We start from the raw sequence: 13,281 nt of genomic DNA, 5'->3' as shown, positions 1-13,281 counted from the left end.
CCTGCTAACTATGACGCCCTCAGGACGTGCCGACACGGCGCAGCGCCACCGCCGCGACAGACAGCGTCACCACCCCGACGGCGGCGCAGATCCCGAGGTCGAGGACCACCTTCGCCCAGTCGACGCCGGGTTGGAAGGCGGCCGCGAGGGCGTCCACCGCGTAGCTGCTGGGCAACGCGTCCCGCGCCCAGCGGCCGACCTCGGGCAGCCGGCCGGAGGGGATCACACCGAAAAACAGCACGATGCTCATTCCGAGCTGGCCGGCGACGGTCGCGAGCTCCGACCGAGGAGCGAGCAGGCCGACCGCCGCCCCGAGCCCGGACAGGCAGATCCCGGCGAGGGCCACGACAGGCAGCAGCAGCCACAGGCCAGACAGCGGCAGCCCGTAGAGCAGCGCCCCCAGCACCGCGGTGACGACGGTGCCGGGCGCCGCGAAGGTCGCATATGAGGCCGCCGTGCCCAGCACCACCGCGACGCCGGGCACCGGCAACGTGAGGTAGTAGTCCAGGGCACCGGACGCCCGCAGCGCCCCGAACCGCTGGGCCAGCAGGTTCAACGCGACGAAGGCGACCACGAGCACCGTGGAACCCGCCACGACCTGCCCGGCGGCCGTGGTGTCGCCGACGTCGAGAATCCCGCGCAGCAGCACGAGGATCCCGACCGACTGGAACGACGCGACGAACAGCAGCGGGATCCGTCCCACCTTGGAGCGGGCGAGCTGCCCGCGGTAGACCGCACCGAACGCGGTGCGGAACGACGTCAACGGCGGCAGCTGCGGCGGGGCCAGCGGGGCGCTGCTCGGCGGGGCGGAGGCCGGCGCCGGCCGCGTGGCGGGAAGCGGGCGGCCATCCACGACCGATGGCGCCGGCACCCCGGATGCCCCGCCACCGGATGCCCCGAGCGCGTCCGGAACGACGGTCACCGGAAAATCACGATCATGCGCGCTCCAGGTCCCGCGACCCGCCGCCGAGGGTGAGGTACACGTCCTCCAGCGAGGGAGTGGCGAGACTGAAATCGTCCAGCGCGGCGAACGCCGGGCCGGCGGTCAACCGGCCGAGGGCGTCACGGGCCGCGGCCGGAGCCAACCGGATGGTCCACCGCCGTCCGTTGACCACGGCGAGCGCGGCCAACATCGCGACGGTGGGATCGTCCGCGGGCGGGTCGTGGCGCCACGCGAGGTCGAGCCGGACGTCACCGGACAACGATGCCTTGAGCTGGCCCGGAGTGTCGTAGGCGATCACCCGCCCGGCGTCCAGGACGGCGACCCGGTCGAGCACCGACTCCGCCTCGAGGACGTTGTGCGTGATCAGCACGACGGTGACACCGACGGTGTCCCGGCGACGTTGCAGCGCCGACCACACGGCCCGCCGGGCGACGGGGTCGAGGCCGGTGGTTGGCTCGTCGAGGACGAGCATCGGCCGGTCCCCCACCAGGGTGGTGGCGACACACGCCAGCCGGCGTTGCCCACCGGACAGCTTCGACAGCGGGCGATGCGCCACCGCCTCCAGACCAAGCTCGCCGAGCACGGCGTCACGGACCGCCCGCACGGCGGAGCGGGGGACGCCGCGCATGCGGGCGGTGGTCGCCACGGCCGTGGCGACCGGCAGCTCGGCCAGCGCGAGATCATCCTGACCCAGGTAGGCGGCGAGCCGGGCCGGCAGACCGCGGGCAGCCAGCACGTCGCGGCCAAAAAGGGTAATCGTGCCCGCGTCCGGCCGCAGCAGACCCATCAACTGGCGGACCAGCGTGGTCTTCCCGGCGCCGTTCGGCCCGAGCACCCCGAACACCTCGCCCTGCCGGACGTCGAGATCGATCCGATCATTGGCGAGAACGGCATGCTCACCCGTCCCGTGCCGCCGGGTGAGCCCGCGGACCGCGTAGCTCAACACATCGACCATTGTCGCAGTCGGATCCGGTCGATGGTCCCGGGCCGGCGACGGGCGCTGATCATACCGCGCTGCTCATCCACACCACGACGTCGAGCATCCGCAGCGGGGTGATCGGGGGACCCGCGACGGGTACCAGCGCCCCGAGCCGGCGGAACTCCTCGGCGTTCTCCCGCAGGTCGTACTGCATCGCGCGGATGAGCAGGCCCATGTACTGCCGCCAGGACCGCCCGTCCCGCGGCGACGGCGGGACGCAGTCCTCGTGCTGGTAGAAGATCCTCACCTTGGAGTCGAACAACGGGACCAGGGCGGGCCGCTTGCGGTGCAGCACCTTGGCGATGAGGGAGCCCTTGACGTCCCGGTCGGAGACGTCCGGGTCGTCGAGGGGGTCGTAGAGCGCGGCGACCAGATCGAGGGTGACCTCGTCGGCCTCGATGAGCTCGATGCCGGGAGGAAGCCTGTCCAACGCCCGCTGTAGCAACGGCATCAGTGCGGTGAGCGTGTGCATCCGATCCACGTCCACATGCACGCCGAGCAGGCACGGGGCCAGGAGATCCCCGGTGCATAGCAGATCCGGATCACTATTGGTGACCAGGCCGTCGTAGTACGGGTAGGCGTAGCGCAGACCTCGCTTGCGCGGCCCCAGGTACTCCTCGAGCAGGCTCTCCGCGTCGAAGACCTCCCGGGTGCCCTTCGCCAGCTTCAACCTGGGTCTCCTCATCATGATCCGTGAACTCCCCGGCCGGTCGCAACCCCAGGTGACGAAGCCGGTCTCCCCCCTCATCTTCTCCTGTCCCGGTCGACGATGGCGCAGGGGTCGGGTGCCACGCCAGAACGGTCACCGTCCGCCACCCGTGCCCGGCACACCGTCCGATCATGCGGACGGTCTCGACCGGGTCAGCGACGGTCCGGGGACAGTGGGATGAATCTCATACCCGGCGGCCCGCTTCCCGGTGGGGCCGGGTCCACCACCCGCACCCGAGGATCGGTTTCGAGCTGCGAGAGCCGGCCGGCCGGGGCGCGGACCACCGCGGCGAACAGACATCCACACCCGGCCCGCAGATCGCTCGCCGCTCGCCGCTCGCGGTCGGCGGCGGCAGTGTCGCCGACCTGCGTGTCGGCAGCGGCTCGGGCGTCCGCCTGGGCCGCCGCCGACCCGAAGGCGGCCCGGACGTCGGCCACCGGATCGCGCACGAGGGCCTGCTCCTGTTCACCCCCGATACCGGCGGTGAAGAACACCTGCACGGTCCGGAAGTCGCCGAACACCTCGAGCAGGTCGGCGGGGGTGCGGGGCGCGGTGAGACTGGCCACGGCGTAAAGATCGGCGCCGGGGGCGGCCGAGGTCAGCGACGCGAGGTTCTGCCGGCTGGCGCCGAGGTAGTCGGCGACCGGGTCGTTCGGCCCGGGGCCGATCGTCACCACGGGCAACACGGGCGCCGCCGGCTGGTCGGGCGCCGCCGGCTGGTTCGCGGACGTCGGCGCCTCCCCGGTCGCCGGGGAGGACCGTCCGGACGACGGAGCATGATCGACGCCCTGCAGAATCGCGGCCGTTGCGCTCACCACGATCAACGCGACGAGTCCGAGGACAAGCATCCGGACGCCCCATTCCACCACCCCGCCGGGCGTGACTCCGGCCACGTCGAGCAGGGCCGGCGGACCGTCATCGTCGTCGGAGCCGGCAGGCAAGGGACGGGCCCGGTCCCGGGTCCGGCGGACCCGACCGATCTCCCGCGCCGCCAGGCCCACCATCCGCGCCCGGACGATCGCGATCGCGCGAGAGGTCGCCGGCAGCGTGCGGGCGTCGACCCGATCGAGCAGCGCCCCCAGCTCGTGGACCGGTGGGCGCACGGTGGGCCACCCCCGGCCGGCGGGGGCCTGCGCCGGCACCGCTCCCCCAGGTGCCGCGGGAGCGGGCACCGGCGCCGAGGTCGCCTCCCCGAGCGTCACCGGCTCCGTCATGGCTGGTCCCGCAGTCGTTCCACCGCCTCGGCCAGGTCAGCCGGGTCCGGGCTGGTGAACTCGACCCGTCCGCCGTGACCGGGATGATCGAAGGACAGCTGCGCCGCGTGCAGCCACTGGCGGGTCAGGCCGAGCCGCTCGGCGAGCGTGGGGTCGGCCCCGTAGGCGAGGTCCCCGACGCACGGGTGCCGCAGGGCGGACATGTGCACCCGGATCTGGTGGGTGCGCCCGGTCTCCAACCGCACGGACAGCAGGGAGGCGGCCCGGAACGCCTCCTGGAGATCGTAGTGGGTGATACTCGGCTTGCCGTCCGCGACGACGGCGAACAGCCCCGGCCGGCGCGGATGCCGGTCGATCGGGGCGTCCACGGTGCCCCGCAGCGGATCGGGATGGCCCTGCACCACGGCCCGGTAGCGTTTGTCCACCGCACGGTCACGGAACGCCCGTTTCAGCAGGGTGTACGCACGCTCGCTCTTGGCGACCGCCATCACCCCGGTGGTACCGACGTCGAGACGGTGCACCACCCCCTGACGCTCGGCCGCGCCCGAGGTGGAGATGCGGTATCCCGCGGCCGCCAACGCCCCGATCACGGTCGGTCCGGTGAAGCCGGGCGCCGGATGGGCGGCGACCCCGACCGGCTTGTCCACGACGATGATGTCGTCGTCGTCGTAGAGGATGCCGAGACCCTCGACCGGCGTGGGTTCCACCGCCACCGGACGCGGCGCGGCGGGCAGCCGGACCTCCAACCAGGCACCGCCGCTGACCCGGTCGGACCGGCCCCGGACCTTCCCGTCAAGGCTCGCCTGGCCGTCGTCGACGAGCGCGGCGGCCACGGTCCGCGACAGCCCGAACATCCTCGCGATCGCCGCGTCGAGACGGACGCCGTCGAGCCCGTCCGGGACCGGTAGGGACCGCAGGTCACCGCCCGTGATGGTCACTGCCCCCGCCGACGGGCTGATGCTCGGCGTAGCGCGTGCCGTCCAGACCCACGCCACGCAGGGACAGGATGACCGCGAGCACGCCGCCGCAGACGATCGCGGAGTCGGCCACGTTGAAGATGGGCCAGTAGTGGAGGTGAACGAAGTCCACGACGTAACCGCGCAGGGGACCCGGCGCGCGGAAGATGCGGTCGGCGAGGTTGCCCAGCGCCCCGCCGAGTAGGGCGCCGAGCACGAGAGCCCACCCCACCGACCGCAGCCGGCGGGCGGTGAACACCACCACCGCGACCACGGCCAGGGCGACCAGGCTGAGCAGCACCGTCGCGCCGCCCGCGAGGCTGAAGGCCGCTCCGGAGTTGCGGGTGAGCTCCAGGTCGAGCAGGCCGGGGATGACCTCGACAGGCCCCCGGTCGGACAGGGTGGCCACCGCGACGTGCTTGGTGATGATGTCCGACAGCAGGACGATCGCCGCCGCGACCGTCAGCGTGGCCACCGCCCGGCGGGAACCGGCGGTCGGGCGAGCCTCGTCCCGCCCGCGCGGTACCGGCGCCGACCCCCCGGGCGGGGCCGAGGGCTTCGTGGGCATCGCCGACGCGACGGGCCCCGCGCCCGGGGCGACGCCCCCCGGCGCGGCCGCTGCGTGATCGGCGGGATCTTCGGACACACCGCTCCCGATGGTCGGCACCTCTCCTACCCGACCACTCTACGACCCCGGGTCCCGACGATGAACCGGCCGCGCGGCGAAGGGCCGAGCCGGGGACGGGACCACTCGTCCCGTTGAGCTACGCTCATGGGCAGCGGTACGGCGTGGACGGGGACGAGTAGCGGCGGGCGCAGCCCAAGCGAGCCGGGGTCGGTGGAAGCCCGGTGGCCAGCGCGTCGCGAAGATCACCCCCGAGCCGCCGGAAGAACGGGATCCGGTCGACCATCGGGTCCCCAGTAGATCCGGCCACCGCGAGGACAACGAGGGGCCATCCCTCGGCCCGATCCGGCCGAGCGGGTGTGCAAGGAGGGTGGTACCGCGGTACCCCCGGTCCGGGCAGGACAGGCGGCCGGCGCATCGGCCGGATGGTCACGCCCGGGGCCGGTGAGGCGTCGTCCCTCCGTTGGAGAGCCAGCCCGACGGAGATCACGACTATGGAGACCGAGTCCCCACGATGAGCACCCCCCTGCGGCATCCCACCTTCGCTCCGCTGCCCGCCCAGGTGGACCTGCCCGCCCTGGAGCGGGAGACGTTGGCCCGCTGGCGCGACACCAAGGTGTTCCACCGTTCGTTGGAGGCCACCGCGGACCGCCCGCTGTGGGTTTTCTACGAGGGCCCGCCCACCGCCAACGGCAGGCCGGGGGCGCATCACGTGGAGGCCAGGGTCTTCAAGGACCTGTTCCCCCGCTACCGGACGATGAAGGGCTACCACGTTCCCCGGCGGGCCGGCTGGGACTGCCACGGGCTGCCCGTCGAGCTCGCGGTCGAGAAGGAGCTCGGCTTCACCAGCAAAAACGACATCGAGGCGTTCGGCATCGCCGAGTTCAACGCCCGGTGCCGCGAGTCGGTGCTGCGCCATGTCGCGGACTTCTCCGCGATGACCGAGCGGATGGGCTACTGGGTCGACCTCGAGGGCGCCTACCGCACCATGGACACCAGCTACGTCGAGAGCGTCTGGTGGTCGCTCAAGCAGATCTTCGACCAGGGCCTGCTGGTCGAGGACTTCCGGGTCACCCCGTACTGCCCGCGCGACGAGACGCCGCTTAGCGACCACGAGGTGTCCCAGGGCTACTCGGACGTCGACGACCCCTCGGTCTACGTCCGTTTCCCGCTCGTCGCCGACGCCCTCGGCCTCGCCGGGCAGGGCGCGCAGCTGCTGGTCTGGACGACGACCCCGTGGACACTGGTGTCGAACACGGCGGTGGCCGTTCACCCGGAGGTGGAGTACGTCCTGGCCCGCGCGGGGGATGGGGAGTTGTTCGTCGTCGCCGAACCACTGGTCACCGCGGCCCTCGGCGAGGACGCCGAGATCGTCGAGCGGTTCCGCGGGGCGGAGCTGGCCGGTGCCCGCTACACCCGCCCGTTCGAACTGCTGGCGGCGGAGCGGTTCGCGGCCGGCACCGGCGTCCCGCACTCGGTCGTGCTCGCCGACTACGTGACGACCACGGACGGCACGGGCCTGGTCCACCAGGCGCCGGCGTTCGGCGCGGAGGACCTGGCGGTCTGCCGGGCGAGCGGGCTGCCGGTGGTGAACCCGATCGGGACGGGCGGCCGCTTCCTCGCCGACGTCCCCTTGGTCGGCGGGATGTTCTTCAAGGATGCCGACGCGCCGCTGACCGCCGACCTGCGCGCACGGGGCCGGCTGTGGCGGGCGTCGACGTATACGCACAGCTACCCGCACTGCTGGCGCTGCCACACACCGTTGATCTACTATCCGCTGCCGTCCTGGTACATCCGGACCACCGCCATCCGCGACGAGCTGCTGGCGCAGAACGAGCGGACGACCTGGCACCCCGAGCGAATCAGGACCGGTCGGTACGGCGAGTGGCTGCGCGGCAACGTCGACTGGGCGCTGTCCCGCAACCGATACTGGGGGACACCGTTGCCGGTCTGGCGCTGCGACGACGACCCCACCCATCTGGTGTGCGTCGGGTCACTCGCCGAGCTCTCCGAGCTCGCCGGGCGGAACCTGGCCGACCTCGACCCGCACCGCCCGTTCGTCGATGAGGTCACCGGGACCTGCCCGACCTGCGGCGGCGTCTCGCACCGGGTGCCCGAGGTGATCGACGTCTGGTACGACAGCGGCGCGATGCCGTTCGCCCAGTGGGGTGCCCCGCACCACAACCTCGAGGAGTTCACCCGGCAGTACCCGGCGCAGTACATCTGCGAGGCGATCGACCAGACCCGCGGCTGGTTCTACACGATGATGGCGGTCGGCACGCTGGTGTTCGGCCGCTCCTCCTATGAGACGGTGCTCTGCCTCGGCCTGCTCCTGGACGCCGACGGCCGCAAGATGAGCAAGCATCTCGGCAACGTGCTCGATCCCTTCGAGCTGTTCGAGCGGCACGGCGCGGACGCGGTCCGCTGGCTGATGCTCGCCGGCGGCTCGCCGTGGGCGGACCGCCGGATGAGTCACGAGGCGATCGAGGACATCGTCCGCAAGGTCCTGCTCACCTACTGGAACACCGCGTCGTTCTTCGCCCTCTATGCCGGGGCGGCCGGCTGGCGGCCGGGCGCGAGCCCAGGCGCGGGCGCGACACCGCCGGCCCGGCGGCACGTGCTGGACCGCTGGGCGCTGTCCGAGCTCGCGGCCACCGTCGCCGAGGTGGACGAGGCGCTGGAGAACTTCGACTCGCTGCGGGCCGGGCGGCGGATCGCCCGGTTCGTCGACGACCTGTCCAACTGGTACGTCCGCCGGTCCCGCCGCCGGTTCTGGGCCGGCGACGCCGATGCCCTGGACACCCTGCACACCTGCCTGGACGCACTGACCCGAGTGATGGCGCCGTTCACACCGTTCCTCACCGACTGGCTGTGGTCACAGCTGTTCGCCGACGCCTCCCCGCAGACCCCCGACTCGGTGCACCTTGCCGCCTGGCCCGAGCTCCCCGGGGGGCTGCACACGCCGGAGCTCTCGGAGCAGATGGATCTCGTCCGGCGGATCGTGGAACTCGGCCGTGCCGCCCGGGCCGCCAGCGGGATGCGCACCCGCCAGCCGTTGCCGCGGGCGGTCATCGGCGCGAGTGCCTTCGACGAGCTCTCCCCCGAGCTGATCGCGCAGATCACCGAGGAGCTCAACGTGACCACGGTGGAGCCGGCGACCTCGGAGGTCGTCGACATCTCGGTGAAGCCGAACTTCCGGGCCCTGGGGCGGCGCTTCGGCAGGAACACCAAGGCGGTCGCCGCGGCCATCGCGGCCGCCGGTCCTCCCGTCAACGGACGGCTCACCGTCACCGTCGACGGGGAGGAGGCCGAGCTGTCCGGGGACGAGCTGATCATCACAGAGACGCCGCGGCAGGGCTGGGCGGTCACCGCCGAGTCCGGGCTCTCCGTCGCCCTCGACCTGGAGATCTCCCCGGAGCTCGCCCGCGCCGGGCTCGCCCGCGACGTCGTCCGGGTGCTCCAGGACGCGCGCAAGGCGGCAGGGCTGGAGATCACCGACCGGGTGGACGTCTCCTGGGCGGCGACGCGCGAGGAGACCGCACTCGCGCTGCGTACCCACGGTCAGACGGTGGCCGAGGAGGTGCTGGCGGTCTCCTTCACCGAGGTGGCCCGCACGGAGCTGCCTGCGGCGCAGCCGCGGGAGGCGGAAGCCCGCTCGGCGGCCGAGGAGCTGGGCCTGGCGTTCACGCTCACCCGGCACGAGACGACCGGCGGCTGAGACCGAGGCCCGAGGTCAGCGAGAGGCCCGGCGTACTGCTCCCGCCGGGAGCAGCGCCGCGGCGACCAGCGTCAAGATCAGGGACGCATAGACGAAACCGCTGCCGGCAAGGATGCCGACCACCGCAAGAACCGTACACAAAGCAAGAACTGCTCCACAAAGCGTCAGCATCTCTCGATCACCCCATCACGAGACCGCCCGTCGGCTCCGGCCCCGTCCGCGCCGGTGCCGAGGGCCACGCCAGACTCGCCGAGGGCCGCGCAGCGGATGATCAGAACTCCTGCATTCCCGGGGCGTCCCGCCGGGTGGCGTCCATGTCCGGCCGGCCGTGACCGTTGTCGCGGGCCATGGCGGCGCCGGCGGGCAGGGGCGGACCGGGCGAGAAGGTCGGCTGGTGGGCGGGGTTCTGCGGGGCGCCACTGGGCCCCATGCCCACCGCGGGCGGCGTGGGTCCACCACCCGGGTTGAGGCCCGGTCGCGGTGGCCCGCCGGCACCGACGGCCGGCTGAGTCGGCATGCCGTCCAGGTCCCGCAGCTGCATCTCCAGGTAGGCCCGCAGCCGAGTACGGTACTCCCGCTCGAACGCCCGAAGCTGCTCGACCTGGCCCTCGAGGCGACGCTTGTCGTCCTCCAAGCCGCCGAGCTGCTCGGCCACGTGCGCCCGGGCCTCACCAATGATGCGGTCCGCGTCCGCCCTCGCCTCGCGGCGGGCGCGTTCAGACTCCGCGCGCGCCTCGCGCAGCGCCTCGTCCGCCGTGCGCTGGGCCAGCACGAGGGTACGGGCGACCCGCTGCTCGATGTCGGCCTCCACCTGCGGGTTACCGCCGGCCCGGGCGGGCGGTCCGGAGGTACCCACCGCTGAGATCACCGTTGTGGGGGCGCCGCCCTGCTGCGGCCCCTGCGGCCCGGTGGGCTGCGGCTGCTGGCCCCGTTCCCGGGCGGCCTGGGCGGCCTGGGCCTGCGCCTGGGCGATCTGGCGACGCGCCTCGTCGAGCTGGCGGCGCAGGCCCTGGTTCTCCTCGAGGATCTGCGCGGGCACGCCCGGACCACCACCGCCGGAACGCCGGGCCTCGTCGAGCTGCCGGCGCAGGTCGCTGTTCTCGTCCAGCAGCCGCGTCAGCTCCGCCTCGACCTCGTCGAGGAAGGTGTCGACCTCATCCTCGTTGTAGCCCGTGCGAAACCTCGTCGGGCTGAAGACCTTGTTCTGAACGTCCTGTGGTGTCAGAGCCACGTCGCCTCCTCGTGCGGCATCGCCGCTCCCCGAAGAGAGGGCGGTCTGCGGGCAGTCTGCCGCGCCCGCGCTCGCGGTGTGCACAACAACCCCGTCACAGCCTCTGCGCATAGCTTCGAAGCACAATGATCACCAGGAAGAGCAGCAGGAACCCGAGGTCAAGCGCAACGCTACCCACTCGCAACGGCGGAAGAAATCGCCGGATGAATCGTAACGGAGGGTCAGTTGCCATGTACACAATCTCGAAGACCAGTACCAGGGGGCCGGTCGGGCGGAACGATCGGCTGAGGGCAAGAACCAGATCGATGATCCATCGCGCTATCAGGAGCAACAGATAGACCGTCAGCACCCAAAAGATCAAGCTACCTACTGTGCTGATGGCGCTCTCTCCTGAGGAACGGGGGGAACGTGATCACATTCCCTGGCTATGACTGGTTGTAGAACCCACCCTCACGGATGCGTCGCTTGTCCGTCTCGGTGACCTCGACATTGTGCGGCGAGAGCAGGAAGACCTTGTTGGTCACCTTCTCGAGGTCGCCCCGCAGGCCGAAGATCAGACCCGCGGCGAAGTCGACCAGCCGCTTGGCGTCGGCATCGTCCATGTCAGTGAGGTTCATGATAACGGGTGTCCCGTCCCTGAACTCCTCGCCGATCTGGCGCGCCTCATTGTAGCTGCGTGGCTGAAGCGTGGTGATCCGGTAGGGGTGCGGCTCCTCCACCGCGGCCACCCTGCGCATCGGCACGGGACCGGCGGGACGCAACGGTTCGACCGGTGGACGTCGCGGCATGGCGACCGGCTCCTCACGTGCGTCTATCCGATGGACCGTACGGTCCATCGGAACCGGTTCGTGCATAGCACGCCGATCGTCACGACCGACCGCACGACCGTCGTCATAGTCGTCGTCGAGATAGTCCTCATCCTCCTCGGCCAGACCGAGGTAGACCATCGCCCTGCGCCCGAGCCCCATGGGCGCGACTCTAAGGGACACCAGGCCGTTCACCGAACAAAGCGGTGCCGATCCGAAGGTGTGTCGCGCCTTCGACCACCGCGTCCTCAAGATCTCCCGACATGCCGGCACTGATGACGGTGGCCTGGGGATGCCCCACCTTCAGGCGTTCCGCCACCTCACGCAGTCGCGCGAATGCAGGTCGTGGCTTCCCTCCCCGGGGGGCGACAGCCATCACGCCTCGCAGAGCCAGTCCCGGCGCCTCCTCGACAAGATCGGCCAGGGCGGAAAGGCCGGCCGGATCGACCCCTCCGCGCCTCGAGCCGGCGATCGACGCACCAATCTTCCCATCGGAAGCACCAGGGAAGTCCAACGAGACCTGGAGACAGACCGACAGCGGGCGGCCGCGTTCCATCGCCAGCCGGGAGAGCACCGGCACCAGGCTCACCCGATCCACCGACTGCACCCAATCCGCCCAACGAAGAACGGATCTGGCCTTATTGCGCTGCAGTTGTCCGACGAAATGCCAGATCGGATCGTCGGAACCGGAGGACGGGCCGTCACCGGTCCCCTTGGTCGGGACGTTCCGTTCCCCGCCGATCAGCCGGGTGACGAAACCCACCTTCGGCCCGGCCTCCTGCTCCCGGTTCTCGGCGAAGTGCCGCACCCCGAGCATGTGCATCATCACAACATCCTGGGGTGGGTAGGTTTTACTGACCGCAATGAGGGTGAGGTGGTCCGGATCACGGCCCGCGGCCCGGGCCGCCCCTGCGATCCGAGCCCGAACCTCGGCCAGCCGCTGCGTCAACCGGTCCAGGCGCGCCGGATCGAGCTCGATCGGGCCGGGCCGGTGGATCATGGCGTCGGCCCGAGCCAGGCCAGACCGGCGAAGCGTCCCGTCCGACCCTCCCGGCGGTAGGAGTAGAGCTCCGGATCCTCGGCGGTACATCGAGCAGAAATTGTTATATCAGTCACACCGGTGACGGCGAGTTGACAACGGATACCGGCACGCAGATCGATCGCCGCGGTACCGACGCGGGTGGTGGCCGCACTCCCCGGCACCTGGGTCTCCACCTCGCAACGAAGATCCTCCGACACCTCGTAACAGCCGGCACAGATACATGGACCGATGGTGACACGGAGCTCGTCCGGGGCGGCGCCGAGCCGCTCGAGGGCCCCGAGAGTGGCATGTATCACGCCATTGGCCATCCCAACCCGGCCGGCGTGCGCCACTCCCACCACCGCGGGGGCCTCGAACAGCACCGGTGCGCAGTCGGCGACCATCACGGCGAGCGCGAGGCCGGGGACATCGGTCACCAGCGCGTCCGCCTGCGGAGGCGGCCCGTGCCGGCGCAACACGGCGACCTGCCTCCCATGCACCTGCCGCATGTACTGGACCGGCATCCGCAGCCGGTCGACGAGCCGGCGTCGGTTGACGGCGACGGCCTCGTCGGCATCCCCGACGTGGTCGCCCAGATTGAGTCCCTCGAACGGCGGGTCGCTGACCCCACCCGAGCGCGAGGTGACGAGAACCGGCATGCCGGAAGTCTGCCTGGCACCGGCTACTTGAGGAAGTCCGGCACGTCCAGCTCGTCGTCGTCGGCCACAGGCCGCACCGGCCGGCGAGGCGGGTAGGTCGGCCGGGGAGCAGTGCGCGGGGGCTCCGGGCGGTGCTGACCATGGGTCTGATCAACCGGCGGCTCCACCGGTTCACGGTTCGGCGGGGCGAGGCGGGACTCGATCGTCGGGATCACGGTCGATTCGGCCGTGGCGGCCGCGGCGGGTTCGTTCGAGGCCGGCACCCCCGGCCGCGGTTCCGGGTGGTAATGACCGACGTTCGACGGCGCGATCGGCGGCGGGGGTGCCTGCAGGTAGCTCGGCGCGGGCGGCGGGACCGGCGCGACGGGCGGGGGCGGCGGGGGCGCGGCGGGCGGCGTCCGAGACGGGACGGTGGAGATC

At 71.7% G+C, this 13,281-nt stretch carries 12 protein-coding genes and 1 pseudogene; 1 reads left to right on the top strand and 12 read right to left on the bottom strand.

Going from position 1 to position 13,281, the window contains the following annotated elements; all coding sequences use genetic code 11:
• Positions 1-19 precede the first annotated feature (19 nt).
• The 6 genes from AC08OU_RS15270 to AC08OU_RS15245 all read right to left on the bottom strand — a co-directional run bounded on the left by AC08OU_RS15270 (position 20) and on the right by AC08OU_RS15245 (position 5,369).
• Entirely contained in the window at positions 20-922 is a 903-nt protein-coding gene (locus AC08OU_RS15270; protein WP_462188888.1) for an ABC transporter permease, read from the bottom strand.
• A gap of 13 nt (positions 923-935) precedes the next feature.
• On the bottom strand, positions 936-1,898 hold the full coding sequence (locus AC08OU_RS15265; protein ID WP_476601702.1) for an ABC transporter ATP-binding protein: 963 nt from the start codon (positions 1,896-1,898) through the stop codon (positions 936-938).
• 49 nt (positions 1,899-1,947) lie between these two features.
• Positions 1,948-2,592, bottom strand: coding sequence for a DUF6308 family protein (locus tag AC08OU_RS15260; RefSeq protein ID WP_462188889.1), 645 nt, complete (start codon positions 2,590-2,592; stop codon positions 1,948-1,950).
• Positions 2,593-2,783: 191 nt separating this feature from the next.
• Positions 2,784-3,845: a hypothetical protein gene (locus tag AC08OU_RS15255; protein ID WP_476601703.1), complete on the bottom strand. Its 1,062-nt coding sequence runs from the start codon at positions 3,843-3,845 to the stop codon at positions 2,784-2,786.
• Positions 3,842-4,783: an RluA family pseudouridine synthase gene (locus AC08OU_RS15250; protein ID WP_476601704.1), complete on the bottom strand. Its 942-nt coding sequence runs from the start codon at positions 4,781-4,783 to the stop codon at positions 3,842-3,844. The genes AC08OU_RS15255 and AC08OU_RS15250 overlap by 4 nt, the downstream gene beginning before the upstream one ends.
• Positions 4,764-5,369 carry a signal peptidase II gene (locus AC08OU_RS15245; RefSeq protein ID WP_476605169.1) on the bottom strand — a complete coding sequence of 202 codons (606 nt, stop codon included), beginning with the start codon at positions 5,367-5,369 and terminating at the stop codon, positions 4,764-4,766. Before AC08OU_RS15245 ends, AC08OU_RS15250 begins: the two co-directional genes overlap by 20 nt.
• A 571-nt stretch (positions 5,370-5,940) precedes the next feature.
• On the opposite strand from AC08OU_RS15245, the gene ileS reads away from it, so the two are divergent.
• Positions 5,941-9,144: an isoleucine--tRNA ligase gene (gene ileS / locus AC08OU_RS15240; RefSeq protein ID WP_476605168.1), complete on the top strand. Its 3,204-nt coding sequence runs from the start codon at positions 5,941-5,943 to the stop codon at positions 9,142-9,144.
• Between the two features lie 271 nt (positions 9,145-9,415).
• On the opposite strand, the gene AC08OU_RS15235 is transcribed toward ileS, so the two are convergent.
• The 6 genes and pseudogenes from AC08OU_RS15235 to AC08OU_RS15210 form a co-directional block, all read right to left on the bottom strand.
• Entirely contained in the window at positions 9,416-10,375 is a 960-nt protein-coding gene (locus AC08OU_RS15235) for a DivIVA domain-containing protein (protein WP_476602246.1), read from the bottom strand.
• Between the two features lie 94 nt (positions 10,376-10,469).
• Entirely contained in the window at positions 10,470-10,724 is a 255-nt protein-coding gene (locus tag AC08OU_RS15230; protein WP_476602247.1) for a YggT family protein, read from the bottom strand.
• Between the two features lie 76 nt (positions 10,725-10,800).
• Positions 10,801-11,343, bottom strand: coding sequence for a cell division protein SepF (locus tag AC08OU_RS15225; protein WP_476605170.1), 543 nt, complete (start codon positions 11,341-11,343; stop codon positions 10,801-10,803).
• A gap of 10 nt (positions 11,344-11,353) precedes the next feature.
• A complete protein-coding gene (locus AC08OU_RS15220) occupies positions 11,354-12,181 on the bottom strand; it encodes a YggS family pyridoxal phosphate enzyme (protein ID WP_476605167.1) in 828 nt (275 codons plus the stop codon).
• Positions 12,178-12,861 (bottom strand): peptidoglycan editing factor PgeF, encoded by a 684-nt coding sequence (gene pgeF, locus AC08OU_RS15215; RefSeq protein ID WP_476605166.1) that lies wholly within the window; start codon positions 12,859-12,861, stop codon positions 12,178-12,180. The genes AC08OU_RS15220 and pgeF overlap by 4 nt, the downstream gene beginning before the upstream one ends.
• Positions 12,862-12,884: 23 nt before the next feature.
• Positions 12,885-13,281 (bottom strand): annotated as a pseudogene (locus AC08OU_RS15210) (cell division protein FtsZ); the annotation flags it as partial.

Source organism: Frankia sp. CcMO1, assembly GCF_977945845.1.
This window is presented reverse-complemented; position numbering and strand designations above follow the sequence as displayed.

Bases quoted from the DNA above. Each gene is read 5' to 3' on its own strand.
- ileS (WP_476605168.1), top strand. From the start codon at position 5,941: ATGAGCACCCCCCTGCGGCATCCCACCTTCGCTCCGCTGCCCGCCCAG.
- AC08OU_RS15265 (WP_476601702.1), bottom strand. From the start codon at position 1,898: ATGGTCGATGTGTTGAGCTACGCGGTCCGCGGGCTCACCCGGCGGCAC.
- AC08OU_RS15220 (WP_476605167.1), bottom strand. From the start codon at position 12,181: ATGATCCACCGGCCCGGCCCGATCGAGCTCGATCCGGCGCGCCTGGAC.
- AC08OU_RS15245 (WP_476605169.1), bottom strand. From the start codon at position 5,369: ATGCCCACGAAGCCCTCGGCCCCGCCCGGGGGGTCGGCGCCGGTACCG.
- pgeF (WP_476605166.1), bottom strand. From the start codon at position 12,861: ATGCCGGTTCTCGTCACCTCGCGCTCGGGTGGGGTCAGCGACCCGCCG.
- AC08OU_RS15255 (WP_476601703.1), bottom strand. From the start codon at position 3,845: ATGACGGAGCCGGTGACGCTCGGGGAGGCGACCTCGGCGCCGGTGCCC.
- AC08OU_RS15225 (WP_476605170.1), bottom strand. From the start codon at position 11,343: ATGGGGCTCGGGCGCAGGGCGATGGTCTACCTCGGTCTGGCCGAGGAG.